Origin of the sequence: Glycomyces lechevalierae, from assembly GCF_027622945.1 — a bacterium.
Lineage (GTDB): Bacteria > Actinomycetota > Actinomycetes > Mycobacteriales > Micromonosporaceae > Glycomyces > Glycomyces rutgersensis.
This window is the reverse complement of sequence record NZ_JAPZVQ010000003.1, coordinates 327,432-352,862: the sequence shown is the minus strand read 5'-3', so window position 1 is coordinate 352,862 and position 25,431 is coordinate 327,432. Positions and strand designations below refer to the sequence as shown.

General features: G+C 70.8%; 21 protein-coding genes. 7 read left to right on the top strand and 14 right to left on the bottom strand.

Going from position 1 to position 25,431, the window contains the following annotated elements; genetic code table 11:
* Positions 1–68: 68 nt before the first annotated feature.
* Positions 69–2,555, bottom strand: a complete 2,487-nt coding sequence (locus O2L01_RS07990; RefSeq protein ID WP_270121383.1) for a glycoside hydrolase family 2 protein — start codon at positions 2,553–2,555, stop codon at positions 69–71.
* A 226-nt stretch (positions 2,556–2,781) separates the two neighbouring features.
* Between O2L01_RS07990 and O2L01_RS07985 the strand changes: the two genes are divergently transcribed.
* Together O2L01_RS07985 and O2L01_RS07980 are read left to right on the top strand one after the other, a co-directional pair.
* Positions 2,782–3,831 carry a LacI family DNA-binding transcriptional regulator gene (locus O2L01_RS07985; protein WP_270121382.1) on the top strand — a complete coding sequence of 350 codons (1,050 nt, stop codon included), beginning with the start codon at positions 2,782–2,784 and terminating at the stop codon, positions 3,829–3,831.
* A 131-nt stretch (positions 3,832–3,962) separates the two neighbouring features.
* Positions 3,963–5,369: a cellulase family glycosylhydrolase gene (locus tag O2L01_RS07980; RefSeq protein ID WP_270121381.1), complete on the top strand. Its 1,407-nt coding sequence runs from the start codon at positions 3,963–3,965 to the stop codon at positions 5,367–5,369.
* A 72-nt stretch (positions 5,370–5,441) separates the two neighbouring features.
* On the opposite strand, the gene O2L01_RS07975 is transcribed toward O2L01_RS07980, so the two are convergent.
* Complete coding sequence (locus O2L01_RS07975) at positions 5,442–5,651, bottom strand: hypothetical protein (protein WP_270121380.1); 210 nt, start codon at positions 5,649–5,651, stop codon at positions 5,442–5,444.
* A 214-nt stretch (positions 5,652–5,865) separates the two neighbouring features.
* Between O2L01_RS07975 and O2L01_RS07970 the strand changes: the two genes are divergently transcribed.
* Both O2L01_RS07970 and O2L01_RS07965 read left to right on the top strand, forming a co-directional pair.
* Complete coding sequence (locus tag O2L01_RS07970) at positions 5,866–7,095, top strand: transglutaminase-like domain-containing protein (RefSeq protein WP_270121379.1); 1,230 nt, start codon at positions 5,866–5,868, stop codon at positions 7,093–7,095.
* A gap of 325 nt (positions 7,096–7,420) precedes the next feature.
* Positions 7,421–8,701, top strand: coding sequence for a vanadium-dependent haloperoxidase (locus O2L01_RS07965; RefSeq protein ID WP_270121378.1), 1,281 nt, complete (start codon positions 7,421–7,423; stop codon positions 8,699–8,701).
* A gap of 400 nt (positions 8,702–9,101) precedes the next feature.
* On the opposite strand, the gene O2L01_RS07960 is transcribed toward O2L01_RS07965, so the two are convergent.
* From O2L01_RS07960 to O2L01_RS07945, 4 genes are all read right to left on the bottom strand, one after another.
* Positions 9,102–9,890 (bottom strand): phosphotransferase enzyme family protein, encoded by a 789-nt coding sequence (locus O2L01_RS07960; RefSeq protein WP_270121377.1) that lies wholly within the window; start codon positions 9,888–9,890, stop codon positions 9,102–9,104.
* Positions 9,891–9,928: 38 nt separating this feature from the next.
* Complete coding sequence (gene ftsY, locus O2L01_RS07955; RefSeq protein ID WP_270121376.1) at positions 9,929–11,095, bottom strand: signal recognition particle-docking protein FtsY; 1,167 nt, start codon at positions 11,093–11,095, stop codon at positions 9,929–9,931.
* A 62-nt stretch (positions 11,096–11,157) separates the two neighbouring features.
* Entirely contained in the window at positions 11,158–14,703 is a 3,546-nt protein-coding gene (smc, locus tag O2L01_RS07950) for a chromosome segregation protein SMC (RefSeq protein ID WP_270121375.1), read from the bottom strand.
* Between the two features lie 211 nt (positions 14,704–14,914).
* Positions 14,915–15,103: a hypothetical protein gene (locus tag O2L01_RS07945; protein WP_270121374.1), complete on the bottom strand. Its 189-nt coding sequence runs from the start codon at positions 15,101–15,103 to the stop codon at positions 14,915–14,917.
* Between the two features lie 349 nt (positions 15,104–15,452).
* On the opposite strand from O2L01_RS07945, the gene O2L01_RS07940 reads away from it, so the two are divergent.
* The 3 genes from O2L01_RS07940 (at position 15,453) to mutM (ending at position 17,885) form a co-directional block, all read left to right on the top strand.
* Positions 15,453–16,175 carry a CAP domain-containing protein gene (locus O2L01_RS07940; RefSeq protein WP_270121373.1) on the top strand — a complete coding sequence of 241 codons (723 nt, stop codon included), beginning with the start codon at positions 15,453–15,455 and terminating at the stop codon, positions 16,173–16,175.
* 184 nt (positions 16,176–16,359) lie between these two features.
* A complete protein-coding gene (locus tag O2L01_RS07935; RefSeq protein ID WP_270121539.1) occupies positions 16,360–16,983 on the top strand; it encodes a helix-turn-helix transcriptional regulator in 624 nt (207 codons plus the stop codon).
* 41 nt (positions 16,984–17,024) lie between these two features.
* A complete protein-coding gene (gene mutM, locus O2L01_RS07930; protein WP_270121372.1) occupies positions 17,025–17,885 on the top strand; it encodes a bifunctional DNA-formamidopyrimidine glycosylase/DNA-(apurinic or apyrimidinic site) lyase in 861 nt (286 codons plus the stop codon).
* A 192-nt stretch (positions 17,886–18,077) separates the two neighbouring features.
* Here the strand turns inward: mutM and rnc are convergent, their stop codons facing one another.
* The 8 genes from rnc to O2L01_RS07890 form a co-directional block, all read right to left on the bottom strand.
* Positions 18,078–18,794: a ribonuclease III gene (gene rnc, locus O2L01_RS07925; protein ID WP_270121371.1), complete on the bottom strand. Its 717-nt coding sequence runs from the start codon at positions 18,792–18,794 to the stop codon at positions 18,078–18,080.
* Positions 18,795–18,806: 12 nt separating this feature from the next.
* The gene (gene rpmF, locus O2L01_RS07920) at positions 18,807–18,980 is read right to left on the bottom strand and encodes a 50S ribosomal protein L32 (RefSeq protein ID WP_208495292.1); all 174 of its coding nucleotides are present in this window, start codon (positions 18,978–18,980) and stop codon (positions 18,807–18,809) included.
* 33 nt (positions 18,981–19,013) lie between these two features.
* Positions 19,014–19,580 carry a YceD family protein gene (locus tag O2L01_RS07915; protein ID WP_270121370.1) on the bottom strand — a complete coding sequence of 189 codons (567 nt, stop codon included), beginning with the start codon at positions 19,578–19,580 and terminating at the stop codon, positions 19,014–19,016.
* A 141-nt stretch (positions 19,581–19,721) separates the two neighbouring features.
* Positions 19,722–20,261 carry a hypothetical protein gene (locus O2L01_RS07910; protein ID WP_270121369.1) on the bottom strand — a complete coding sequence of 180 codons (540 nt, stop codon included), beginning with the start codon at positions 20,259–20,261 and terminating at the stop codon, positions 19,722–19,724.
* 35 nt (positions 20,262–20,296) lie between these two features.
* Complete coding sequence (gene coaD / locus O2L01_RS07905) at positions 20,297–20,788, bottom strand: pantetheine-phosphate adenylyltransferase (protein ID WP_270121368.1); 492 nt, start codon at positions 20,786–20,788, stop codon at positions 20,297–20,299.
* Positions 20,785–21,342: a 16S rRNA (guanine(966)-N(2))-methyltransferase RsmD gene (gene rsmD / locus O2L01_RS07900; RefSeq protein ID WP_270121367.1), complete on the bottom strand. Its 558-nt coding sequence runs from the start codon at positions 21,340–21,342 to the stop codon at positions 20,785–20,787. The genes coaD and rsmD overlap by 4 nt, the downstream gene beginning before the upstream one ends.
* Positions 21,343–21,477: 135 nt before the next feature.
* The gene (gene recG, locus O2L01_RS07895; protein WP_270121366.1) at positions 21,478–23,670 is read right to left on the bottom strand and encodes an ATP-dependent DNA helicase RecG; all 2,193 of its coding nucleotides are present in this window, start codon (positions 23,668–23,670) and stop codon (positions 21,478–21,480) included.
* Complete coding sequence (locus O2L01_RS07890; RefSeq protein WP_270121365.1) at positions 23,667–25,292, bottom strand: DAK2 domain-containing protein; 1,626 nt, start codon at positions 25,290–25,292, stop codon at positions 23,667–23,669. The genes recG and O2L01_RS07890 overlap by 4 nt, the downstream gene beginning before the upstream one ends.
* Positions 25,293–25,431: the final 139 nt, after the last annotated feature.

The following is a 25,431-nucleotide window of genomic DNA, read 5'->3' as shown; positions in this document are numbered from 1 at the left end:
TCCCCCCCCCACCCCTCTCCCGGGCGCGGGGCGCCCCCCCCGCCCCCCCCCCCCCCCCCCGCTTCGGTCTAGTCGTTGATCGCCCGCAGGACGGGCTTCTCGGTCAGGGCCCGCTGCAGTTCGGGCACGACGGCTATCGTCTCGCTCTCTACGGTGAAAGTGACCTGCTCGCCGGGGACGAGCGTGATGAGCGCCTTGTCCACCACCGCGTCAGGGTCGACGCGGTCGGCGAAGAGGCACAGGTCGCGGAGCACGGTCTCGGCGTGGACCGTGACGGCGACGCCGCCGTCGACCACCGCGACCTCGGTCGTGAACCGGGCCTTCGGCCAGTCCATGTCCTTGTCCTCCTTGGTGAACCAGGTCGCGCGGGCGAAGTCCTCGCGGCCGGTCACCAGGAACTCGCCGTCCTTCGGGATCGCGCCCGGCTCGAGTTCGAGCACGGCCGTGTCGCGCGGTTCGAGCTCCATCTGCACGAGCGCGCGGCCGATGATGCGGCCCTCGGCGCTGCACTTCCAGAAGCCGATCACGCCGGTCCAGGCCTCGGCGGAGTCGTTGACCACCACCATGTTCAGGCCGTCGCCTTCTGGCTGGAAGGTGACGATGCGGTCGGCGAAGGCGTCGCGCAGGGCGTGCCAGAGCGGTTTGAGCCGCTCCTCGCCGTCGATAGCGGCCCACGAGGTGACCGGCCAGCAGTCGTTGAGCTGCCACACGATCGCGCCCGAGCAGTACGGCTGCAACGAGCGGAAGTGCTCGATGCCGAGGCGGATCGCGCGGGCCTGGTTGACCTGCGTGAAGTACAGCCAGTCGTCGAAGTCGCGCACGGGCGGCAGGTGCGCGTCGAGGCCGCGCTGCAGCTTCGCCTGGCCGTCGTGGGCCTTCTGGTGCCACAGCATCGCGGGGCTCTCGGCGCCGAGCGGTTCGTCGCTCACCATGCGCCGCACCGTGGCCCACGTGGGCGGGGCCTGGTAGCCGAACTCGGCGACGAAGCGCGGCTTCCAGTCGCGGTAGTGGGCGTAGTCGAGGTCGTTCCACACGTCCCAGATGTGGACGGACGCGTGCGCCTGCTCGTTCGGGTGCAGTTCGCGCGTACCGGAATAAGGGCTGCCGGGCCAGTACGGGCGGGTGCCGTCCACTTCGGCCACGAGCTTCGGCAGGAGGTCGTGGTAGTAGCCCGCGCCCCAGGTCCGCTCCCCCAGGTCGTCCTGCCAGTCCCAGTCGTGCCAGCCCCAGATGTTCTCGTTGTTGCCGGTCCAGGTGACCAGGCTCGGGTGCGAGGCGAGGCGGGCGAGGTTGTCGCGGGCCTCGGACTCCACTTCGGACCAGAAGGGCTCTTCCTCCGGATAGGCGGCGCACGCGAACGCGAAGTCCTGGCCCACAAGGAGACCGAGCCGGTCGCAGATCCGATAGAACTCGTCGGACTCGTAGACGCCTCCGCCCCAGACGCGGATGTAGTTGATCCCGGCCCGGACCGCCTGGCGCAGGCGGCGCTCGATGCGGTCGGGGTCGGCGCGGCTGAACAGGGCCTCGTCGGGGATCCAGTTGACGCCCTTGATCCAGACGCTCTCGCCGTTGACCTTGAGCCGGTACGGGCGGCCGTCCGCATCGGGCTCGGTGTCGAGCTCGACGCTGCGGAAGCCGATCTCGCCCGCCCAGGAGTCGAGCTCGGTGCCGCCGGAAGCGATGCTGACGAAAGGCTCGTAGTAGTCGCTCTCGCCGTATCCGCGCGGGCGCCAGAGCTTCGGGTCCTCGACCTCGAGGCGGACGGTCGCCGTGTCGGCCCCGGCCGGGACCTTCAGCTCGGCCTCGGCCACGTTGTGGCCGTTGCCGAACCGCAGATTCCAACCGAGGGTGCACGTCAGGTCGAGCTCGACATCGGCGGCCCGGTCCAGGCGGACCTCGAACTCGGCGACGCCCACACCGTCCTCAAGGGAGACTCGCGGCACGACCTCGGCGATGCGCGCGGTCTTCCAGCACTCCAGGCGCACCGGCCGCCAGATCCCGACGCCGGCCAGGTTCGGCCCCCAGTCCCAGCCGAAGTTGCAGGCGGCCTTGCGGATGAAGTTGCCGGGCTCGGGATAGGCGTTGGGGCGGTCCCCGAGCCGGTCGCGCTGCGCCTCGGCGTACGTGTACGGCGCCGTGAAGTGCACCTCGAGTTCGTTACCGCCTTCCCGGATCTGGTCGCGCACGTCGAAGCGGAAGCGGCGGTGCATGTTCGCGGTCTCGCCGACGACGGTGCCGTTGAGGCTGATCCGGGCGACCGTGTCGAGCCCGTCGAAGGCCAGGTCGATCCCGTCCCAGTCGCCGGGCTCGCCGGGTTCAGAGGCGCCGGGTTCAGAGGTCCAGTCGAAGGTGGTGCGGTAGGTCCAGTCAGTGCGGCCGACCCAGGCCAGGTCGCGCTCGGCCTCGTCCACGTACGGGTCGGCGACGAGGCCGGCGGCCAGCAGGTCGGCGACCACCTCGCCCGGAACCGAGGCCGGCACCGCCTCGACGGCCACCGGGGCCCCGGGATCACCGGTGACGGTCCAGCCTTCGTGCAGGGTTCGCTTGGCGCTCAAAGAGACTCCTATGCCTTGTTCAGCGGGCGGTGGTCACGGCACGGGACGCTCCGCACTGAGCGTCCGGTCCGAACGTGTTCATGCCTTGATACCCGAGAGTGCGACACCCGCGCCACCGGCGGGCCGGACGCGGCTGAACCGGTTCGCCTGCCACCGTGCGCTACAGTCTGGAAACCGGCGGCGCCCCCAGCGCTACCCACCCCCACGCCACCCGAGAGGACCCCCGATGACCAGGCGGATCACCATCGCCGACATCGCCACCGCGGCGGGCGTGTCGAAGGGCGCGGTCTCCTACGCCCTCAACGGGAGGCCCGGCGTCTCGGAGACCACGCGTGCCAAGATCCTCGCCATCGCCGCCGAAATGGGCTTCGTCCCCAACCGCGCCGCCCGCTCCCTCTCGGTCTCCACCGCGCAGACCGTCGGCATCGCGCTGCGCCGCACCGCCCGCACCATCGGCGTCGAGCCCTACTTCATGGAGCTCATCAGCGGCATCGAGTCCACCCTCTCGGCCGGGTCCTTCGGCCTCACCCTGCAGATCGTGGGCACGCTCGAGGAGGAGCTGGAGGTCTACCGGCGCTGGTGGGCCGAACGGCGCGTCGACGGCGTCTTCCTGTGCGACATCGGCACCGGCGATCAGCGGCTCGACTTCATCGCCGACCTCGGGCTCCCCGCAGTGGCCGTGGGCGGCCCGATCGACGGCGCGCGGTTCCCCGCCGTCTGGCACGACGACGTCGCCCCCTGCCGCGACATCCTCGAGTACCTCTACACCCTCGGCCACCGGCGCGTCGCCCGCGTCGCGGGCATCCCCGGCCTGCTGCACACCGCGATCCGCGACCGCGCGTACACCGAGACCGCCGCCGGTCTCCACTTCACCTCCGTCGCCACCGTCCATAGTGACTACACGGGCGAGCAGGGCGCCCAGATCACGCGGCGGCTGCTCTCGTCCTCCAAGCGCCCCACCGCGATCGTGTACGACAACGACGTGATGGCCGTGGCCGGCCTCGGCGTCGCGCACGAGCTCGGCCTCGCGATCCCCGAGCAGCTCTCCATCGTGGCCTGGGACGACTCGCCGCTGTGCCGCCTCACCCACCCGGCCCTCACCTCGCTCACGCGGGACATCCCGGCCTACGGCTCCACTTGCGCCGATGCGCTCCTGACCCTCATCGGCGCCGACAAGGACACCGATCCGCCGGGCACTGAAGCGCGCACGTTCTCGTTGCAGTGCATGCCCGGGCAGCTGTCCCCGCGCGGCTCAACGGGACCCGCCCAAGCCTGAGTCGGCCCCGGACGCACCCCCGGGCCAATCTCGCACCACGCCTTGAACCCCATCGATATTTATGGTTCTCTATGTTGAGGTCGGTGATGAACCGATTCACCTCTCACACCGGATCAACAGATGGGATCGACATGGATACCGGCACCTCCGACGCCGCCCCGGCACGGCGTCGACTGTCACGCCGACGCATGCGCAAGTGGCTCATGGCCGTCGCCGCGACGCTCGCCGTCGTCTTCGCGGGCGCCTGGCAGCTCCTGCCCGCGAGCGCGCAGCAGACCGGCGGCTTCTCGATCGACGGCACGCAGCTCATCGACGCCAACGGCAACCCGTTCATCATGCGGGGCACCTCGCATCCCGACGTCTGGTACGAGAGCCAGTTCCCCAGTTACGGCGAGATCAGCGACCTCGGGGCCAACACCGTCCGCGTCGTCCTCGGCTCGGGCCAGCGCAACTGGGGCGTCTCCAGCGCCGCCCGCGTGCAGCAGATCGTCGACGAGTGCAAGGCGCAGCGCCTCATCTGCGTCCTCGAAGTCCACGACACCACCGGCTACGGCGAAGAGGGCGCGGCGGCCAGCCTCGACCAGGCCGTCGACTACTGGGAAGGCCTCTACAGCGTCCTGGAGGGCGAAGAGGCGTACGTGCTCATCAACATCGGCAACGAGCCGATCGGCAACACCAACCCGCAGCAGTGGACGCAGCCGACGATCGACGCGATCGAGCGGATGCGCGCCATCGGGTTCAAGCACACGCTCGTCGTCGACGCCCCCAACTGGGGCCAGGACTGGCAGCATGTCATGCGCGACAACGCCCCGGCCGTCGCGGCCGCGGACCCGGACGGCAACACGCTCTTCTCGATCCACATGTACGCCGTCTACAGCAGCCCGCAGACCGTGATCGACTACTTCGACGCGTTCGAGGCGATGGGCCTGCCGCTCATCGTCGGCGAGTACGGCGACGGGTTCCAGGGCCAGACGGTCGCCTGGGAGACCATCCAGACCGAGGCGCAGGCGCGCGGCATCGGCTGGCTGGCCTGGTCGTACTCGGGCAACACCGGCGGCGACCTCGACCAGGTCCTCAACTTCGACCCCGCCCAGAAGACCACCTGGGGCCAGCGGGTGTTCGACTCGGCCAACGGGATCGCGGCCACCGCCGAGCGCGCCACGGTCTACGGCGACGACCCGGGGCCGACGAGCCCCACCACGAGTCCGAGCGAGAACCCGACCACGGGCGGCCCGGCCGAGGGCGACTGCACCGCGACGATCACCGTGGTCAGCTCCTGGGCCTCGGGCTGGCAGGGGAACGTCAGCGTCACCGCCGACCAGGGCGCGGTGAACGGCTGGCGGCTCACCTGGACGTGGGCCGGGGCCACCCGGATCACCAGCAGTTGGAACGCCGACCTGACGGCCTCGGGCGCGAGCGTGACCGCCGAGGACGTGGGCTGGAACGCCTCCGTCGCGAGCGGCCAGAGTCGCGAGGTCTTCGGCTTCATCGCGTCGAGTCCGACCGGCACCCCGGCCGTGACCTGCGAAGCGCTCTAATCCGGAAATGAAAGAAGGGGCGGCGGACCGAATGGTCCGCCGCCCCGTTTCGCTCGTGCGCCTAAACCGGCATCAGCCGTTCTTGGTCGGGAGCTGGAACTTGCTGGGCCCGCCCTTCGGCATCTGGGAGCGGACGCTGCCCTTCTTGTTGCCGATGGCCTGGTGGCCGGTCTTCTCGGCCTTCTTCCCGCGGGCGAGCGCGCGGCGCTGCTCGCGGTTCAAGGGCTCTTCGACGGTGGTCTCTTCTGCGGCTTCTTCGGCCTTGGGAGCTTCGGCGGTCATACGCTTCCCCTTTTCGGGTGAGAGAGTGAAGAGACGTGAGTGCGAAACGGAGTCAGACTCGACGTCTCGAGAACTTGGCACTCGTCGTATTGGCGGCCTCTTCGAATGAGGCGGCCGAATCTCTTCTAAAAGATCATGCCGCCCACTCTAGCGGCTGGACGTCCCGGGCACAACGGGCTTTGCGGCGCGCCCGCCGGTGACTACGCTCATACGCATGACCCAGCTCCCTCCCGCGAAACTCGCCCGCGTGCGGACGGTCGCGCAGGACGCCATGCGCGGCGCCCGCTGGTGGACGCTCCTGGACCTCGAGCGGACTCTCCGGGGCGACGCCGAGTTCTGGCGCGACCTCTGGGCCCCGTCCCTCGCCATCGCCGCCCACAAGGTCGGCCTCAAGGGCGCCCGCTCGAAGCTCGACGAGGCGATCGACGCCGGCTTCCACCAGACCGACCTGTTCGAGCCCGAGCTCTCGGCCGCGTTCGGCGCGGACCCGGACTGGTCGAAGGTCATCGAACGCGCCCGCGCGAACGTGCCCGAGCCCGCCTTGCGGCTCACGGCCTGGCCCGAACCGGCGCCGGCCCCGCCGGTGCGCCTCGACCGCGCCGAGCCGCACCGCGAGCCGCAGCTCCTGCCGCGCCTGCCCCGGGCCGGCGCGGGCGCCTGGGAGACCGCGAAGCTGCTCCTCGGGTGGACGGCGGGCTTGTGGCGGCACGCCAACGCCCGCATCAACGCCGGCGACGCGCTCGACGTCCTCGAGCAGGTCGCCAACGGCGCGCGCTACTCGTGCGTCGAATACTCGATCGTGCTCGCCCAGGGCCTCAACGCCCTCCGCGTCCCGGCCCGCCGGGTCTGGCTCCGCCGCGGCGACTACCACGACGGCGTCGGCCAGGGCCATGCCGTGGCGGAGGCCTGGATCGACGACCTCGACCAGTGGGTGCTCCTCGACGGCCAGCACGGCGCGTACTGGGCGGACGAGAACGGCAAGCCGCTGAGCCTGCCGGAACTCCAAGCGCGTGAACGGCCGGCGCGGCCCGTGCACGTCGGCCCGCGCGCCCCGATGAAGGACCCGGGCCTGTGGGCGGCGTACTTCGCGCACGCCTCGGTCACCGGGATCGCCTGGGAGCCGAAGGGTTTCGTCCCGGTCTTCCAGGACGGCCAGGTCCTCACGACCGAGCGTCTCGTGCGCGACAGCACCGAGGCCTACCCGCGCCTCTCCGACCTCGCGATCGGCATCACCGCGATGGACGGCACCCCGGCGGTCGAGTTGAAGCCGGTGCACCCGTATGCGATCGGCGGCGCGTGGAACGGCGAGGTGATCACCGTGCATGGACGCCAAAGGTTCGCGAGAGCCCTGGATCGGGAGCCGGGAGAGCATCGGGCCGCACTGGCAACGCTGACGCCGTACGGCCCCTTGGCATCCCGAGAACTCCGCTGGACGGCGGCGTAGAACGCGGTCTCCCATCGCCCTCCGTCATCCCCCATGACACTAACCCTAGTAATCCGATGGGATTACTGATATATTCGATTCATGAAGCCCGCCAACGCACTCGCGAAGCGGCGCGCGGTCGACCAGATGCGCGTCGCCAGCGCCCTCTGTCGCTGACCCTCACTCTCCTCCGTGCGGCCCGGTCCTCCCCGCGAGCCGCCTCGAATCTCCACACTCCGGCCGCCTCGATTCCGTGCGTGCCTCGTCATCCCCGTCAGCGCGGCCTCGATGCCGCGCGCCCGGACTTCCTCTCCCCCACCACCTTCATTCCACCGCAAGGAGCATCATGTCCTCCGCCAACAGCACCCGGACCTCCATTACCCGCCGCACGATCCTGGCCGCCGCGCCGGTCGCCGCCACGGGCATCGCCGTCGGGACCGCCTCATCCGCCTCGGCCGAGTCCGATCCCACTGCGGCCGTGCTGCACTGGTTCGACGCGACCGATGCGGCCGTCACCGCCGCGCCCGCCTCGACGCAGGTCACCAACAGTCGCACCTGGGCGATCGCCTGGCTCGCCGCCGCCCGCGCCGTCCGCCGCGTTCCCCACGGCCTCAATGCGTCCCACTACCGTGGGGCCGCACTGGCGGCTGCCGTCCACCGCGCGCTCTACGCGCTCGCCCCGTCCCAGACCGCCGCGCTCGACGCAGCCCTGGAGGAAGCGCTCGCGCCGATTCCCGAGGGCCGCGCCAAGCGCAAGGGCGTCGCGGCCGGCGTCGAGCGGGCCGATGCGCTGCTCAACGACCGCGTCGGCGACGGGCTCGACCCGGCCTCGGTGAGCCCGGCGTACACGCCCCCGGCCGCCGCGCCGGGCGTGTGGCAGCCGACGCCGCCCGCGTTCGGCCCCGCGCAGCAGGCGGGCACCCGCTTCGCCGTCCCGTTCGCGCTCGACAGCGCCGACCAGTTCCGCCTCGACCCGCCGCCCGCGATCGGGACCCCGCAGTACCGGGCCGACCTCGAGGAGGTCAAGGCGTACGGCGCGCTGAACGGCAGCGCGCGCACCCAGGAGCAGACCGACACCGCGCAGTTCTGGCTCGGCAGCTCGTTCACGCTCTACAACCCCGTCCTGCGGGCGGCCCTGGAGCACCACACCGGTTCGCTGCGCGACCAGGTGGAACTGGTGGCGCTCTTCCATGTCGCGTCAGTCGACACGCAGATCGCGACCTCTGACTCGAAGTACGCGCACGTGTGGTGGCGCCCGGTGACGGCGATCGCCGGGGAGGTCGAGGACGGCGATCCCGCGACCGAGCGAGACCCGTCCTGGGCGCCGCTGCACGCCACCCCGTCGCACCCGGACTACCCGAGCGGCCACAACACGTACTCGGGTTCGGCCGAGGAGGTGCTGACGCAACTCGTGGGCGACGGCCCCGGCGCGGCGTTCACCATCCCGAGCCCGACCGCGCCGGGCGTGACCCGCACGTACACGACCTGGCACCCGCTCACGGCCGAGAACGTCGACGCGCGCGTCTGGTCGGGCATCCATTCGCGCTCGGCGGACCTCGCCGGCGTGGAGCTGAGCCGGGCGGTCGCGGCGCACGTGCTGAGCCGGGCCGGTGCGCTGCTCGCCTGAAAGCCCGCTCGCCCTAGAGACCTGCTCCTGAGGGGTTGGCGCCCCGGTCGCTTCCTAGCGACCGGGGCGCGACCTCGTTGGGGTGCAAGCGAACCCAGGGCATCGCTTTCCCTGACAGCACAGGCCTAACATTGACATATGCCTATCTATTGACAGGCAAACGCTCGCACGGTAGGTTTGCTTGACTTCCCTCAAAACCATCGAGAAGCCGCACCCCGACAGTGCTCTACTGAAGACGGCGCTCCACCGAACAGCGAAGACAGCGACCGGCTCCCGCGGTCAACACTGGGAGCGCTCCACCCGTGCGGCGTCGCGGTGCCCTCAGGCCTCGCGGACAGGCGAAGACCCCCGGCTCCCGGCTCGTCGGAGGTCTTCGTCGCGAAACGGGGACTTCAGCGCTCTAGCGCAGCGCCTCGTCGAGGATGTACCGCTCGGCGTCCAGCAGCCGCAGGTCCCGCGCCGGGCGGCGCAGGTGCCCCTTCTCGACGATCCGCTCGAACGCCGGGTCCCCGGCCTGGGCCATCCGCCGGATGCCCTCGATGTGGTCCACGATCCGCTTCCGGATCACCTTGATGAACCGCTGCCGGTCCCGGTCGGAGAGCCCGTACGCGTCCGCGAACATCCGCAGCCGCCGCGCCCGGTCGGGCTTCTTCCAGCCCAAGGTGATCGAGTCGCGGTCGGTGAAGATCGGGACCCAGGTCCAGGCCGCGTACGCGACGTCGTAGATCCGCGCGCCCGGGCTCGCCAGGTCGAAGTCGATGAGGGAGAGCGTCCCGTCCGGCCGCCATACCACGTTGTGCGGCGCGGCGTCGTGGTGGCAGATGACCTCGGTGTCCGGCGGCGGCGGCCCGAAGGACCGCCAGGTCGCGCCCTGCGGCGGCCGGAAGCCGTACTGCGCGTCGTGGAACATCCGCAGCATCTTCGCGACCGCGCTCATGGTCTCGTCGGTCGTCCAGTGCGGCGCCAGCGGGTACTTCCCCGGCTCGCCCTCGACGAACGACAGCACCTCCCGGGCGTGCTCGTCGATGCCCAGCACCCGCGGCGCGCCGGTGAAACCGGCCCCGTCGAGGTGCCGCAGCAGCGCGTGCACCGCAGGAGTCCAGGGTCCCGTGTTCCGGCGGACGGTGTCGCCCAGCCGGACGACCGTGCTCGTGTTGCCGCCGATCAGCGGAATCTCGTCTTGGCTCACCGGTCCCCGCAGTGCCTGGCGTCTTCGTTAAAGGGGTGTCAGGACTCGGCGCCGTCGACGATCGCGTCGACGAACGCTCCGACTTCGAACGGAGCCAGGTCGTCCGGCCCCTCCCCGAGTCCGACCAGCTTAACCGGTACCCCCAACTGCCGCTGAACCGCGATCACGATCCCGCCCTTGGCGGACCCGTCGAGTTTGGTGAGCACGATGCCCGACACGTCGCAGACCTCGCCGAAGACCTTCGCCTGCTGCAGACCGTTCTGGCCGGTCGTGGCGTCGAGCACGAGCAGCGTCTCCGCGACCGGGCCCTGCTTCTCGATGACCCGCTTGACCTTCCCGAGCTCGTCCATCAGGCCGGCCTTGTTCTGGAGCCGCCCGGCGGTGTCGATCAGGACCACGTCGGCGCCCTGCTCGGCACCGGCCTTGACCGCGTCGAACGCGACCGAAGCGGGGTCGGCGCCCTCGCCGCGGCGCACCACCGTCGCGCCCACGCGCGAACCCCAGGTCTCGAGCTGCTCGGCGGCGGCCGCGCGGAACGTGTCCGCCGCGCCCATGAGCACCGTCTGCCCCTCGGCGATGAGCACCCGGGCGACGCGGCCGCAGGTCGTGGTCTTGCCGGAGCCGTTGACGCCGACCATCATGATCACGGCCGGGCCCTCGCCCGACGGCGAGACCGTCGCGATCGAGCGGTCGAGCTCCGGCTCCAGGACGGCGGTGAGCTCGGCCTTCAGCAGGCCGCGCAGTTCCTCGGGGTTGCGGGTGCCGAGGACCTTCACCCGCTCGCGCAGGCGCTCGACGACCGCGGTCGTGTCCGCCATGCCCACGTCGGCGGTCAGCAGGGTCGCCTCGATCTCGTCCCACACGTCGTCGTCGAGCTTGTCGCTCGCCAGCAGTGCCAGCAGGCCCTTCCCGAGCGCGTTGTTCGAACGCGCCAGGCGCGACCGCAGCCGCACGAGGCGGCCTTCGACGGGCTCGGGCGTTTCGATCGTCGGCCCGGCGGGCTTCGACGCCTCCGCTTCGGGCTCGGCCCGCTTCGGGGCCTCGACCTGCGGTTCCTCAGCGGGGGCCTCGACGGCCGACTTCGAGCGCGAAGCGCGGACGCCGAACGCGATACCGACGATCGCGGCGATCACGACGACGGCCGCGACCAGCCAGATCCACAGGTTGTCCACAGGTAAGTCCTCCAGCGATGGGTCTACTCGCATGCGTGCATGAAGATCGAACGCCCGCTGGCGTGCATGCACGCAACCACCTTACTGGGCTGCCCTTATTCCTCTTCGCGGGTGAACTTCTGGCTGATGACCTGCGTGACACCTGCGCGCATCGTCACGCCGTACAGGGCGTCGCCGATCTCCATCGTGCGCTTCTGGTGGGTGATGATGAGCAGCTGCGAGTTCTCCTGCAACTGCCGCAGGAGGTCCAGCAGACGGCCGAGGTTCACGTCGTCGAGCGCCGCCTCCACCTCGTCCATCAGGTAGAACGGGCTGGGGCGGGCACGGAAGATCGCGACCAGCAGCGCCAGCGCGGTCAGCGACCGCTCGCCGCCCGAGAGCAGCGAGAGCCGCTTGACCTTCTTGCCGGGCGGGCGGGCCTCGACCTCGACGCCGGTGTGCAGCAGGTCGTCCGGGTCGGTGAGGAGGATGCGGCCCTCGCCGCCGGGGAAGACGGTCTGGAAGACGTTCTCGAACTCGCGCGCGGTGTCCGCGAAGGCCTCGGCGAAGACCTGCTGGATGCGGTCGTCCACTTCCTTCACGACCGTGGTGAGGTCCGCGCGGGTCTTCTTGACGTCCTCGAGCTGCTCGTTGAGGAACTTGTACCGCTCCTCGAGGGCCGCGAACTCCTCGAGCGCGAGCGGGTTGACCTTGCCGAGGAGCTTGAGCTCGCGCTCGCCGCGGGCGGCGCGCTTCTCCATCGTGGCGCGGTCGAACTCGTACGGCTCCGGCTCGGGCTTGCCCTTCTCCGAGGCGACGTTGACCTCTTCGGCGCTGGGCGGCACGAGCTGGTCGGGGCCGTACTCGGCCAGCAGCGTCTCGATGTCGACGCCGAACTCGGCGCCGGCCTTCTCCTCGAGCTGCTCGATGCGCAGGCGCTGCTCGGCGCGGGCGACCTCGTCGCGGTGCGCGGCGGAGGTGATGCGTTCGAGCTCGGCGGCCGTGGCCCCGGCGCGGGTGCGCAGGTCGGCGAGGGCGGCCTCGCGGCGGGTCTGCTCGGCGGCGATGCCGTCGCGTTCGATCGCCGCTGCCTCAAGGGAGTCGGTGAGGTTGACGCCGGCGTTCTCGGCGGCCTCGGCCACGAGCGCGGCCACTTTGGCGCCGCGCGCACGGGCGGCGCGGCGGGCCTCGGCGCGGGCGCGGGCGGCGCGCTCGGACTGGGCCTGGCGGGCGAGGGCGTCGGCGCGGCCGGCGAGCGCGGAGGCGCGCTCCTCGGCGGTGCGCACCGAAAGCCGAGTCTCCATCTCGTTCTGGCGGGCCGCGTCGAGCGCGCGGGAGAGCACGTCGCGCTCGTCGGTGGACGGCTCCTCGATCTCGGGGAGCGATTCGAGCTCTTCAAGGCGCGCTTCGAGATCGGTGAGCCCGGCGGTGTCGGTCTCGCGGGCGGCCTGGGCGCGGTCCTTGGCCTGCTGCAGGCGGGCGACCTCGGCTTCGGCGCTGCGGGCGGCGGCGCCGAGTTCGGCGAGGCGGCGGGCGACGACGCTGTGCGCGGCCTCGGCCTGGCGCTGCGCGTTGCGCACCTCCTCGGCGGCGGCCTCGGCTTCCGCGTGGGCCTCGCGGGCGGCCTCGAACTGCTCGCGCAGTTGCGCCGCGAGGGACTCGGAGGCGAGCTTGCGGTCGCGGGCCTCGTCGACGGCGGCCTGGATCTCGATGTAGGACTGGGCCTTCGCGGAACCGCCGAAGGCTTCGGCCGCGCCGAGCACGTCCCCGGCGCGGGTGACGGCGGTGAGCTGCGGGTGGGCGTCCACGATGGCGCGGGCGGCGTCGAGGTCGTCGGCGACGCACATCCCTGCGAGCACGGCGCGGACCGTGGAGGCGAGCGCGGCGGGGGCCGAGACGGTGTCGGCGACGGCCTTCAACCCGGCCGGGATGTCCACATGCGACTGCGAACCGGCGATCAGGAACGCGGCCTGCCCGCCGTCCTCGTCGCGGAGGAGTCTCAGGGCCTCGGCGGCGCTGGCGGGGTTGGTGACGGCGATGGCGTCGGCGAGGCGGCCGAGCGCGGCGGCGAGCACGGCCTCGAAGCCGGGTTCGACGGTGAGGAGGGCGGCCACGGAGCCGAGGACGCCGGGCACGGCGTCGGCGCGGGCGAGGAGCGCGGCGGCGCCGTCCTTGCGGCGCAGGCCGACGGCGAGGGCTTCCTCGCGGGCGGCCCACTGGGAGGCTTCGCGGTCGGCCTCGCGTTCGGCGGCCTGGAGCCGGTCCACTTCGGCTTTCGCGGCGGCGACGCGGGCCTTGGCTTCAGCGACGGCCTCGTCGAACTCGGTGTTCGACTCGACCGCTTCGTTCTCGGCCTCGGCTTCGGCGTGCGCCTCGGCGGCGGCTTCGGCTCGTTCGCGGGCTTCGGCGAGCGCGATGCTGGCGCGTTCGAGTTCTTCTGCGGCGGCAGCGGTGCGGGTCTGGAGGGAGTCGACCTTGCCGCGCAGCGTGGCGAGGGCTTCGCGGCGCTCGGCGGCGGCCTTCACGGCGGTGACGATGCGCTGCTCGGCGTCCGCGAGCGCGGTCTCGGTCTCCTCGCGGGCCTCCACGGCGGAGGCGAGGCGTTCGGAGTCCTCCGCGATGGACTCGCGCAGTTCGATCTCCTGCTCGCGGATGCGCTCGGCCTCGGTCTCGAGGACTTCGGGGTCGCGCCCGGCGCGGTCGTCGCCGGTGTCCTCGGAGAGGTAGCGGCGGCGCTCGGCGGCGAGCTGGGCGGTGGAGCGCAGGCGCTCGGCCACGGCCTGGAGGCGGTACCAGGTCTCCTGCAGCCGTGCGAGACGCGGCTTGTCGGCGGCGTGCGCGGCCTCGACCTCGCCCACCTGGGCCTTCAGCCGCTCGTGCTCTTCGGCGAGGACTTCCTTGCGCTCCTTCAGGGCCTCTTCGTCGGCGAGGTCCTTGGCGATGTTGCCGCGCAGCGAGGTGAGGTCGTCGGCGAGGAGGCGCAGGCGGGCCTCGCGCAGGTCCATCTGGATCGTCTGGGCGCGGCGGGCGAGCTCGGCCTGGCGGCCGAGGGGCTTGAGCTGGCGGCGCAGCTCGCCGGTGAGGTCGGCGAGGCGGTCGAGGTTGCCCTGCATGCCTTCGAGCTTGCGGAGGGCCTTCTCCTTGCGCTTGCGGTGCTTGAGGACGCCGGCGGCCTCCTCGATGAACGCGCGGCGGTCCTCGGGGCGGGCGTGCAGATAGGAGTCGAGCTTGCCCTGGCCCACGAGCACGTGCATCTCGCGGCCGATGCCGGCGTCGGAGAGGAGGTCCTGCACGTCGAGGAGGCGGCAGCGGTCGCCGTTGATCTCGTACTCGCCTTCGCCGGAGCGGAACATGCGGCGGGTGATCGAGACTTCGGAGTAGTCGATGGGGATGGCGCCGTCGGAGTTGTCGATCGTGAGCGTGACCTCGGCGCGGCCGAGCGCGGGGCGGCCGGTCGTGCCGGCGAAGATGACGTCCTCCATCTTGCCGCCGCGCAGGGACTTCGCGCCCTGCTCCCCGAGCACCCAGGCGATGGCGTCGACGACATTGGACTTCCCGGAGCCGTTCGGGCCCACGACGCAGGTGATCCCCGGTTCGAAACGCAGGGTCGTGGCCGAGGCGAAGGACTTGAAGCCCTTCAGCGTGAGGCTCTTCAGGTACAACGGTCGCTCCGGGCTGGTGTGCGTCGGTTCGGGTGCGGGACCGTCCCAGCCTACAAGGCCGTCGTGACGGAGCGGGGCATATCAAAGGCCCCAAAGGGGACGAACCGGGGAGGGATCGGCGGGGGTTTCGGGGCGAAAAAGCCCCAGACATGACAATGCGCGCCGGCTGTCCCGCAGCAGGCGCGCTGGTGTTTCGTTGTCGCGAGACGAACTAGGTCAACGCGGGCTCTTGCAGCCGCATCAACTCCTCGACATGATCGTGCTCGATCTCGTCCTCTCGGGACCGCAGCTCGGCGAGCTCGGACTCGAGGTTTCGTACTCGCGCGCGTAGCTGGACCACTTCTTCGAGCAGGCGCTTGTTGGGAGCCTGGCCAAGGTGGCCGTAGAGGGCTTTCGCCATGGTTTCTCCTTGCGATCACGTCGACTGGTGGCGTTGGCGTACGCACCATGAAAACGTCGCATTTTGCTGAGTGAATTTTTTTAGCCGCTGGGGCCGATTGCCCCTAGCCGGACCAGTGGAGCACGGCTCGTGAACACTGGCCGTCTCCTGACATCATCCGCCTGATCGACGGTTCTCGTCAAGCTTTGCACATGCTTTGCCCTCGGGATTCGACGGGGGTCACATCGGAGGGGGGTGCCTCACGCTTGATCACGGCGAACTGATGCGTGCACGAGGCGTCCGAACCTGGTAGGGTCCCGGAAAATCCGAAAGAATTGCACGTAACCCCACGCGACGAGGCCGTACCCCCATGCGAGGACCCCAGGGCGGGCGCCACCGCGACCGCGCCGACCACCGCCGCCGGATGCTCTTGCTCATACCGGCGATCTTCGGCCTCACGGCCGGCGCGACCTCACTCTGGGCGCTCGGATCGCCACTCGACGGCCTCGCCGTCTCCGACGACGTGCCGACCACCGCGGCCGTGGAAACCACTCGTGCGGAGGACTCGTCTTCACCTGAGGCCCAGGTGCTCGGCGCGCCCGGCGAGGCCGGGATGCGCACCCAGGAGCCCGAGCCGGTCCCCACCACCGAGACGCCCGAGGAGACCACCGAGGCGCCCTCCGAGGAGGAGACCGAGGACGAGGCCGAGTCGCACCCGTACGCGGACGTCGAAGCCGCCGTCGCCGACCTCGTGAACGACGCCCGCGCCGAAGCCGGCTGCGGCGCACTGGAACGCGACGCCCGCCTCGACGCGGCCGCGCGCCTCCACGCCGAGGACATGGCCGTCAACGACTACTTCGACCACACCTCCCAGGACGGGCGCGGCCCCACCGAGCGGGCCGCCGAGCAGGGCTACGAAGGCGGCGTCGGCGAGAACATCGCCGCCGGCTACCCCGACGCCGACGCCGTCATGCAGGGCTGGATGGACTCCGAAGGGCACCGCGCCAACATCCTCAACTGCGACTACAGCGTGCTCGGCGTCGGCGTGGCCGACCGCGACGGCACCCTCTACTGGGTTCAGAACTTCGGCTAGCGACCCTGCCGAAGTCGCAGCATTATCGCAGGTGAAGCCCGCTGGAACCCTTTACTGTCGTGCATCCGACTCAACGCTGGACTGAATGATTACCAACAGTCATGCTGGGATGGCCGCCCGCTGAGGCGCGCATCTGGGGAGGCGACCAAAAAACCTGAAGGACGAGGTGCCAACCGTGCGTGTCATGCTGTACGACCCGAATCAGGTCTTCTCCGCCAGCATTCGACCCCTGCTCCACCGACGCGGTGACATCCCAGTCGAAGCCAGGACCGCGAAAGCGCTCGTGGCGGCGGATGTGCAGATCGACTGCTGCCTGGTCGCACTCGAGGCGGTCTCCCGGAACCGGGTCCTGACCGACTGCAAGCGACCGGTCTTCCTCATCACCGACCGCGAGGACGGCTCGGTCCTCCGCAAGGCCGTCTCGGTCTCGGCCGCGGGGATAGCCAACACCCACATCATGCCCGGCGACCTGCTCGAGGCCATCGACCGCGGGCTGCTCAGTCCGCCTTATTACGATCCCCAGCTCCTGCGCGCGGCGCTGCAGCCGGCTCCGCTTCTCGGCGAGAACGACGCACTCGAACTCGCACACCATCTCACGCCGAGAGAGGACGACGTGCTGCGCCGCATCGTGCGCGGCGAGCCGACCGCGCAGATGGCCACCCAGATGGGCGTCTCGGTCTCCACGGTCCGCTCGCACGTCCAGAACGTGCTCGGCAAACTCGGCGTCAACTCGCGGCTCGCGGCCATCGCGTTCGCCATCAACTACGGGCTCGACACGGTCAGGGAGAAGCACCCGCAGCTCAGCTGAGCCGCGGCGGCGGCTTTCGGCGGGGGGCTCATACTTGAGGAGTGCCAGAGCTTCCCGAAGTAGAGACCGTCCGCCGCGGGGTCGACGAGGCCTTCCGCGGCGGACACATCCGCACCGTCGAGGTCTACAACCCGCGCGCGGTGCGCCGCCACGCCACCGGCATCGCCGATTTCCAGACGAGCCTCACGGGCCTGCAGGTCACCGGCAGCGGACGGCGCGGCAAGTTCATGTGGCTCACGCTCGCGGAGCCGATCGAGGGCGCGGCGGCCCTGCCGAGCGACCGGGCGCTCGTGTGCCACCTGGGCATGAGCGGCCAGCTCCATGTCGTGACGGACGGGCGCGAGGCGCACAAGCACCTGCGCGCCCGGATCGGGTTCGCCGACGAGCGCGAGCTGTGGTTCATCGATCAGCGGACCTTCGGCTACTGGGACCTCGCCGAGCTCGACGGCGCGGTCCCGAAGACCATGGCGCACATCGCGCCGGACGTCTTCGAGGCCGAGTTCGACGCGGCCGCGGCCGCCGAGCGGCTGCTGCGGCGGACCATCGAGGTGAAGAAGGCCCTGCTCGACCAGACGTGGATCAGCGGGGTCGGGAACATCTACGCGGACGAGGCGCTGTGGCGGGCGCGGCTGCGCGGCAGGCGCAGCGGCGACTCGCTCTCGAAGCGCAAGGCGCTGGAGCTGCTCGGCCATGTCAAGGACGTCCTGACCGAGTCGCTCGCGGTCGGCGGCACCTCATTCGACGAGCTCTACGTCGACGCGCGGGGGGAAGCCGGCTACTTCGCCCGCGAACTCGCCGTCTACGGCCGCGCGGGCCAACCCTGCAAACGCTGCGGCACTCCGATCAAGCGCGAGGTCATCGGCGACAGGTCAGCCCACTACTGCCCCAAGTGCCAGCGCTGAGCCACGCTTTCGGGTGACATTTCGGCCCGTGGCCTCGCTCGCGGGCGTGTCTTGTCGGGGGCGGGTGCGACGCTCGGCGCACACGATCTCTCCCCTCTAGTGGTGGGTGGGGGTTTGTGGACGGCCATCCGGCGGCAAAGCAAACGTGAGGGGCGGCACCCGAAACCCGGTACCGCCCCTCACGAAAACGTCTTAGCGCTGTTTGACGCCCATGCGTTCTGATAGCACCTGCCAGGCGAGCTTGGCGGCGATCTGCTCGGCGTCCTTCTTGGAACCGCCCGAGCCCTCGCCGAACTCCTCGCCCGCCACGACCGCCCAGGCCGTGAACTGCTTGGCGTGGTCGGGGCCGGACTCGGTGATCCGGTACTCGGGCACGCCGAGCCCCGAATCTGCCGTCAGCTCCTGGAGGCTCGTCTTCCAGTCCAGGGCAGCACCCTGGCCGGCCGCGGCCTCCATGAGCGGGTCGAAGAACCGGTGCACCACGACCTTCGCGGTCTCCACGCCGTACTGCAGGTAGACGGCGCCCAGAAGCGCCTCCACCGCATCGGCGAGGATCGAGTTCTTGCCGCGCCCGCCCGAGGTCTCCTCGCCCTTGCCGAGCAGGAGGTGCGGGCCGATGCCGCCCGCGCCCATGCGACGCGCCACACCGGCCAGCGCCTTCATGTTCACCACCGACGCGCGCAGGCGCGCGAGCTGCCCTTCGGGCAGGTCGGGGTGGTTCTGGTAGAGCGCGGTGGTGATCACCAGGCTGAGCACGGAGTCCCCCAGGAACTCCAGGCGCTCATTGGTGGGCAGTCCGCCGTGCTCGTAGGCGTAGGACCGGTGCGTCAGGGCGAGACGCAGCAGTTCGGGGTCGATATCTCGAACCCCGAACACCGCTTCGAAATGTTGTACTGCCTTGTCGCCCATGCGCGGGAGGACTTAGGCCTCGAGGACCTGACGGCCCCTGTACGTGCCGCAGACCTCGCAGACCTGGTGGCCGCGCTTCTTGGCGTGGCACTGCGGGCACTCGACGAGCTGGACGGCGACAGCCTTCCACTGCGACCGACGGTGCCGGGTGTTGCTGCGCGACATACGACGCTTCGGAACAGCCACTTCAGAACTCCATACCTATACGCTTACGCTGTGCTATTTCGATTCGCCGTCATTGCCGGCGAGTCGAAGCTTCTCCAAGCCTGCCCAACGGGGGTCCACGGTCTCGTGAACGTGGTCGTCGGGCAGTTCATCCCAGGGCACGCCGCATTCGGCGCACAATCCCGGGCAGTCAGGTCGGCACAGCGGGGTGACCGGCATAGCCAGCACCAGCGCGTCCCGGACCGCGGGCTCCAGATCGAGCAGATCCCCCTCGAGCCGCATGATCTCATCGGCTTCTGTGGTCGCTTCGGTGACGGAGCCTTCATAAGCGTACAGCTCCTGCACCTCGACGCTGAGAGCGTCCTGGACCGGTGCGAGGCACCTCGCACACTCGCCCTCGGCGACCGCCTCGACCTGGCCCGCGGCGAGTACGCCTTCGCTGACGCCGGTGAGGGTGATGTCGAGGTCGAGGACCGCGCCCTTCGGCACCGCGAACACCGCTTCGAGCCCGTAGGCCTCGGGTGCGGGGATCTCGCGGGCGATGTGCATCATCGTGCCCGCGCCGCGCAGCTCCGTGGTGTCGAACACCAGCGGTGCGGCGGGATCCAGAGCGGTCGTCATGGGTGTACTGCGGTCCTTCGATAGGGAGGTGCGCCTCGATCGAGGCCGACCGGTAATGCTACATCAACCGCGGGACCGGCCCCAACCCAGGTGGAGGGCAGGGTGAAGCGCGCGAAGGACGTGTGAGCGAGCCGACACCGCTTACAGCTGCGGGAGCGGCTTCTCCTCTTCCATGGGCTCCTGCGGGGACGGCGCGAAGGTGCCGATCTCGCGGAGGGTGTGCATCTTGTCGCGGCCGCGCTCCACGCCCGAGAGGGCGCGGTGCAGGAACTGCTCGAAGTTGGCGAGCGTCGTGTCGACGTACTCGTCGACCTCGTCGCGCAGGCGCTGCGCCTCGCCGCGGGCCTCCGCGATGATGCGGTTGCCCTCGTGCTCGGCGGAGACGGTGATCTCGTGGCGGGAGACGAGCCGCGCGTGCTCGGTCTCGCCCTCGGCGATGATCCGCTCGGCCTCGCGTTCGCCGGCGTCGATGATCTTGTCGCGCTCCTGGAGCATGGCCTCCGCGCGGCGCAGGTCGCCGGGGAGTTCGTTCTGGAGCTCTTCGAGCATGGCGATCATCTCGGCCCGGTCCACTTTGCAGGCCCGGGACATGGGCACGGCCTTGGCCTGCTCCACGTAGGCGATGATCTCTTCGATCCGGTCGAGCGCACCCACCGATTTGCTCCCGTCGATGTCAGTCATGGGGACATTGTCCCGGATGAGGGTCTGAAACGTGGCTAATCCTGCCCCAAACGCTCGATCAGTCGAGATTGGACGATTTCAGGCGCGTAGGGCGAGATGTCGCCGCCCCATTTCGCCACGTCCTTGACCATCGAGGACGACAGGAAGGAGTACAGGGGGTTGGTCGGAATGAAGACCGTCTCGATGCCTCGCAACCCGTAGTTCATTTGGGCCATCTGCAATTCGTAGTCGAAGTCCGAGACCGCGCGGACGCCTTTGACGAGCACTCCGGCTCCGTGCTTCTGGCAGAAGTCGACGACGAGCCCTCGGAAGGACGCGATGCGCACGTTGGGGATGTCCGCGGTGGTCTCGCGGAGGAGTTCCACCCGCTCCTCGACGCTGAAAAGCGCGTTCTTGGAGGCGTTGTGGAAGACCGCGACCCAGACTTCATCGTACAACTGGGCGGCGCGTCCGAAGATGTCGAGATGACCGTAGGTCACCGGATCGAATGAACCGGGGCACACGGCGATGCGAGCTTCAGGTTTCACAGGGCGTGACCGTAGCAAAGGGCCGTCGTGCCGTAACGACGGACGCGGTCTTCTGCGATCTTCTCGGGCCACGGCACCGAGGCGTCTTTGCCGCCGCGTTCGACGACCACGTCGGCGTCGTCGGCGAGCCAGCCGTTCGCTACCAGGGCTTCCAGCACGTCGGCGATCGCGGCGTCGGTGACGGCGTACGGCGGGTCGGCGAAGACGATGTCGAACGGCTCGGCCGGGCCGTTCTGGAGCGCCTTCTCGACAGGGGCGCAAATCACTTCCGCGCCCGTCACGCCGAGGTCGGAGATGTTGCGGCGCAGGAGCTTCGCGGTGAGCACGTGCGACTCGACGAAGAGCGCCGACGCGGCGCCGCGGGAGAGCGCCTCGAGGCCGACCGCGCCGGACCCGGCGTACAGGTCGGCGAAGCGCAGGCCGTCGAGGTCGCCGCCGGGGGCGAGCGAGTTGAACAGCGCTTCGCGGACGCGGTCTGAGGTGGGCCGGGTGCGGTCCCCCGGGGGCGTGGCGAGGCGGCGGCCCTTGAGGCTGCCGGCGATGATCCTAGTCATTTGCCCCAACAATAATCCGGCTCGGCGCGAGCCGCAGGCGTGCCACAGCGGCGAGCGCCCGAGGGCGCGCTGCGTCACTTCTGTGCGCTTGCGGCGGCGCAGCTCACCCACAGGCTTCGCTGCGCCGCCTCCGCTTCAGCCCTTCTCCAGGAACTCGCCGCGGTCGGCCGCCAGGTCGTCCACGAGCGCCGCAAGCCCCGGTTCGCCCTTGAGCTGCGGGTCGGCGTCGATGAGCATCGTGGCCTCCGCGCGGGCGGCCTCGATGATGTCGGCGTCCTTCAGCAGCGACAAGAGCTTCACGTGCGACTTCATGCCCGATTGGGCCGCGCCGAGCACGTCGCCCTCGCGGCGCTGCTCCAGGTCGAGTTCGGCCAGCGCGAACCCGTCGGTGGTGGAGGCGACCGCGTCGAGGCGTTCCCGCGAAGAGGAGCCTTCGGGGGCCTCGCTCACGAGCAGGCAGAGGCCCGGGTGGGAGCCGCGGCCGACGCGGCCGCGGAGCTGGTGGAGCTGGGAGATGCCGAAGCGTTCGGCGTCGAGCACGACCATGGCGGTCGCGTTGGGCACGTTGACACCCACTTCGATGACGGTGGTCGCCACGAGCACGTCGAGTTCGCCCGCGGCGTAGGCGCGCATGACGCGGTCCTTCTCGTCGGCGTCGAGGCGGCCGTGGAGGAGGCCGAGGCGCAGGCCGTTGAGGGCGCCGCCGCGGAGCTGCTCGATGACGTCGACCACGGCGAGCGGCGGGCGCTTGTCGCCGCCCGAACCGTTGTCCTCGGCGTCGTCTCCGCCGACGCGTGGGCAGACGACGTAGGCCTGGCGACCGGCCGCGACCTCTTCGCGCACGCGGTTCCAGGTGCGGGTCATCCAGCGCTGGTCGGTGTAGGGCACCACATGGGTGGCGATGGGGGTGCGGCCGGCCGGGAGCTCGGTGAGGCGGCTGGTCTCGAGGTCGCCGTAGACGGTCATGGCGACGGTGCGCGGGATCGGGGTGGCGGTCATGACGAGCGTGTGCGGAGGCCGGTCGGCCTTGGCGCGCAAGGCGTCGCGCTGCTCGACGCCGAAGCGGTGCTGCTCGTCGACGACGACGAAGCCGAGGTCGGCGAAGTCCACGCCGTCGTAGAGGAGCGCGTGCGTGCCGATGACGATCCCGGCCGCGTTGGTCTTCACCTCGTCGAGCACGGTGCGGCGCTGCGCGGCCGTGGCGGAGCCGGTGAGGAGCGCGACGCGGGTGGCTTCGGGCGGCGCGCCGAGCTCGCCTCCCTCGGCGAGGTCGCCGAGCATGTCGACGATCGACCGGTGGTGCTGGGCGGCAAGGACTTCGGTGGGCGCGAGGAGCGCGGCCTGGCCGCCGTGCGCCACCACTTGGAGCATGGCGCGGAGGGCGACGAGGGTCTTGCCGGAGCCGACGTCGCCTTGGAGGAGGCGGTGCATCGGGTGCTCGCCCGCGAGTTCGGCGGCGATCTCCTCGCCGACCTGGCGCTGGCCTTCGGTGAGCGCGAACGGGAGCCGGGCGTCGAAGGCCTCGGGGAGGGCGCCGCCGCGTTCGTACGCGGTCGCGGACTCCCCCGCGGCTTCGGCCTTGCGGCGCACGAGCACGGCCTGCATGACCAGGGCCTCTTGCCATTTGAGGCGCTTCTTGGCCGCGCCGAGGGCCTCGTGGGAGTCGGGGCGGTGGATCTGGCGCAGCGCGGTGCCGTAGCCGAGGAGGCTGAGGCGTCCGCGCAGCGAGCGCGGGAGCGGATCGGGCGGGTCCGGGACCATGTCGAGGACCGTGTGGATGGCTTTGGCGATGTTCCAGGTCGGGAGTTCGGCGGTCGCCGGATAGACGGGGATGAGGGTCCCGGCGAACTCCTCGATCGCGCTGGACGGGTCGGTCGCGTCCTCGGCGAGGAGCTGGTACTGCGGCGAGTTGAGCTGGAGGCGGCCGCGGAACTGCGCGACCTTGCCCGCGAAGAGGCCCCAGCGGCCGGCGACGAGTTCCTTCGCGCGCCAGGACTGGTTGAAGAAGGTGAGGGTGAGCGTGCGCCCGCCTTCGTCGGCGACGATCACTTCGAGGAGGTCGCGGGGCTTGCCGCCGGGCCGTGAACCGCGCCGCTGTCCCTTGGGGACGAATGATTTCTGGACGGCCGCGCGCACCTGCGCGGTGACCGTGACGTCCTCGCCGATCTGGAGCGCGCCGAGGTCGGTCCGCTCACCGCGCTGGGCGTAGCGGAACGGGTAGTGCCCGAGGAGGTCCCCCACGGTGTCGAGGCCCAGACCTTCGCTGAGCGCCTCCACGGTCTTTTTGCCCAGGACCTCGCGCAGCCGGGTGTCAAGCCCAATCGTCATTCGGCTCCTAGCAGCAGCAGCGGTACATCGTCTCCGGCGGGCAGCTGCTGGATCTCCACCAGCGGCCACGCCTCACGGACATGATCGCTCAAGGCTGTGACAATCGCCGCGTTCGAACCGGCGCCGGGCAGGACGGTGAGGAGTTCGGCGCCGTCGGCGCACAGCCGGTCGGCCAGGTCGCGGGCGGCGTCGGCGGGTTCGCCGAAGACCGACTGGGTGCGTTCGTGGATGACGGAGGAGAACCCGGAGGGGATCGCGTGGACCTCGCCGGTGCGGCAGGCCTTGATCGCCTCGGTCATCGCGGAGACGTCGTCGTCGAACTGGCGCTCGGGGTCGTGGACGGCGACGGCGGCGACGGCCTGCACCCGGGTGACGCCGAAGAGCGCGATGACCTGGTGGCCGTCCCTGTGCGCGGATTCGACGGCGCGGTGCGCGGTCCTGGCGGCCGCGGCGGTGTCGGAGAGGACGACCACGCTCGCGGCACCGTCCGCAAGGGCCGCAGCGAGTTCGGTGCCGACCGTGGCGGGTGACGCGGTGCGGCAGCCCTCGCCGGCGAGGAACTCGCGGAGCGGATCGGCCTCGGTGACGACGACGAGCTCGCCGATCGGGGCTTCGGCCTCGGGGACGGCCGGGCGGCGGGCGGGCGCGGCGTGCATGCGGGCGCTCGCGTGGGTCCCGAGGGTGTCGTCGAAGCGGGTCACGGAGATGCGGTGCACGCGGCCGCGCTCGATCCCGGCCTCGATGGCCGCGCCGATGTCGTTGACGTGCACGTGGACGTTGAACGTGGTGACGTCCTTGGCCGCGCGCGAGCCGATGATGACCACGGAGTCGCCGAGCGCGGTGAGGCTGTGGCGCAGGTCGGCAGCAGCAGCGGCGTTCGCTTCGAGAAGGTACTGGACCTCGTAGCCGTACACGTCCGATCCGGTCTCGCGCGGGACCTCCTCGACCTCCGAGACGGTCCGCACGCGGTGGCGTTCGAGGAGGTCGAGCGCGCCGGTCGACACCGAACCGGTCAGGGTCTCGACGAGCGCCTCGAGGATCACGGTGAGCGCGAGGCCCCCCGCGTCCACGACGCCGGCGCGGGCGAGCGCGGGAAGCTGGCCGGGCGTGGCCGCGACGGCTTCGGCGGCGGCTTCCGCGGACGCGCGGGCGGCCGAGACGAGGCCGAACGGCGCGGCCTTCACGGCGGCGGAGGCGGCGGACTCGGCGACGGTGAGGATCGTGCCGGCGGTCGGGACGGCGACGGCCGCGGTCGCGGCGTCGGTCGCCGAGCGCAGGCCGATCGCGAAGCCCTTCGCGTCGATCTCGTCGCTGTTCCACACGTCGGCGAGGCCGCGCAGCATCTGCGCGAGGATCACGCCGGAGTTGCCGCGGGCCGAGAGGAGCGCGCGCCCGGCGGCCTCGTCGAGGAGCGCTTCGAGGCCGAGGCCGGGGGTGGCGCCCTGGAAGGCGGCCTGGAGGGTCGCGACCATGTTCGTCGCGGTGTCGGAGTCGGCGACGGGGAACACGTTGAGCTCGTCGACGCCGCGCCGGTGGCGGGTCAACGTGTCGATGCCGCGCGCGGCCCACTCGCGCATGATGTCGGCGTCGAGGACCTGGCGTCCGGTTTCTGGGATTTCCACCACGGGCTCAGAGGATACGCCCTTTGGAGGGCCGTGCGGGAGTTCGGACCTCGGGAAGACGGAACGGCCCGCGGGGGGGGGGGCGCGGGGCGGCCCGTGGCGGGGGGTGGCGACGAGGCCGCTCGGGGGGGGGGGGGGG

What these genes read in the sequence shown, in the direction of transcription:
- O2L01_RS07940 (WP_270121373.1), top strand. Translation starts at nt 15,453, where the DNA reads ATGCGAGGACCCCAGGGCGGGCGCCACCGCGACCGCGCCGACCACCGC.
- O2L01_RS07985 (WP_270121382.1), top strand. Translation starts at nt 2,782, where the DNA reads ATGACCAGGCGGATCACCATCGCCGACATCGCCACCGCGGCGGGCGTG.
- O2L01_RS07970 (WP_270121379.1), top strand. Translation starts at nt 5,866, where the DNA reads ATGACCCAGCTCCCTCCCGCGAAACTCGCCCGCGTGCGGACGGTCGCG.
- O2L01_RS07910 (WP_270121369.1), bottom strand. Translation starts at nt 20,261, where the DNA reads ATGACTGACATCGACGGGAGCAAATCGGTGGGTGCGCTCGACCGGATC.
- recG (WP_270121366.1), bottom strand. Translation starts at nt 23,670, where the DNA reads ATGACGATTGGGCTTGACACCCGGCTGCGCGAGGTCCTGGGCAAAAAG.
- O2L01_RS07915 (WP_270121370.1), bottom strand. Translation starts at nt 19,580, where the DNA reads ATGACGACCGCTCTGGATCCCGCCGCACCGCTGGTGTTCGACACCACG.
- ftsY (WP_270121376.1), bottom strand. Translation starts at nt 11,095, where the DNA reads ATGCGAGTAGACCCATCGCTGGAGGACTTACCTGTGGACAACCTGTGG.
- O2L01_RS07935 (WP_270121539.1), top strand. Translation starts at nt 16,360, where the DNA reads ATGCTGTACGACCCGAATCAGGTCTTCTCCGCCAGCATTCGACCCCTG.
- rnc (WP_270121371.1), bottom strand. Translation starts at nt 18,794, where the DNA reads ATGGGCGACAAGGCAGTACAACATTTCGAAGCGGTGTTCGGGGTTCGA.
- O2L01_RS07975 (WP_270121380.1), bottom strand. Translation starts at nt 5,651, where the DNA reads ATGACCGCCGAAGCTCCCAAGGCCGAAGAAGCCGCAGAAGAGACCACC.
- O2L01_RS07945 (WP_270121374.1), bottom strand. Translation starts at nt 15,103, where the DNA reads ATGGCGAAAGCCCTCTACGGCCACCTTGGCCAGGCTCCCAACAAGCGC.
- O2L01_RS07965 (WP_270121378.1), top strand. Translation starts at nt 7,421, where the DNA reads ATGTCCTCCGCCAACAGCACCCGGACCTCCATTACCCGCCGCACGATC.
- O2L01_RS07980 (WP_270121381.1), top strand. Translation starts at nt 3,963, where the DNA reads ATGGATACCGGCACCTCCGACGCCGCCCCGGCACGGCGTCGACTGTCA.
- rsmD (WP_270121367.1), bottom strand. Translation starts at nt 21,342, where the DNA reads ATGACTAGGATCATCGCCGGCAGCCTCAAGGGCCGCCGCCTCGCCACG.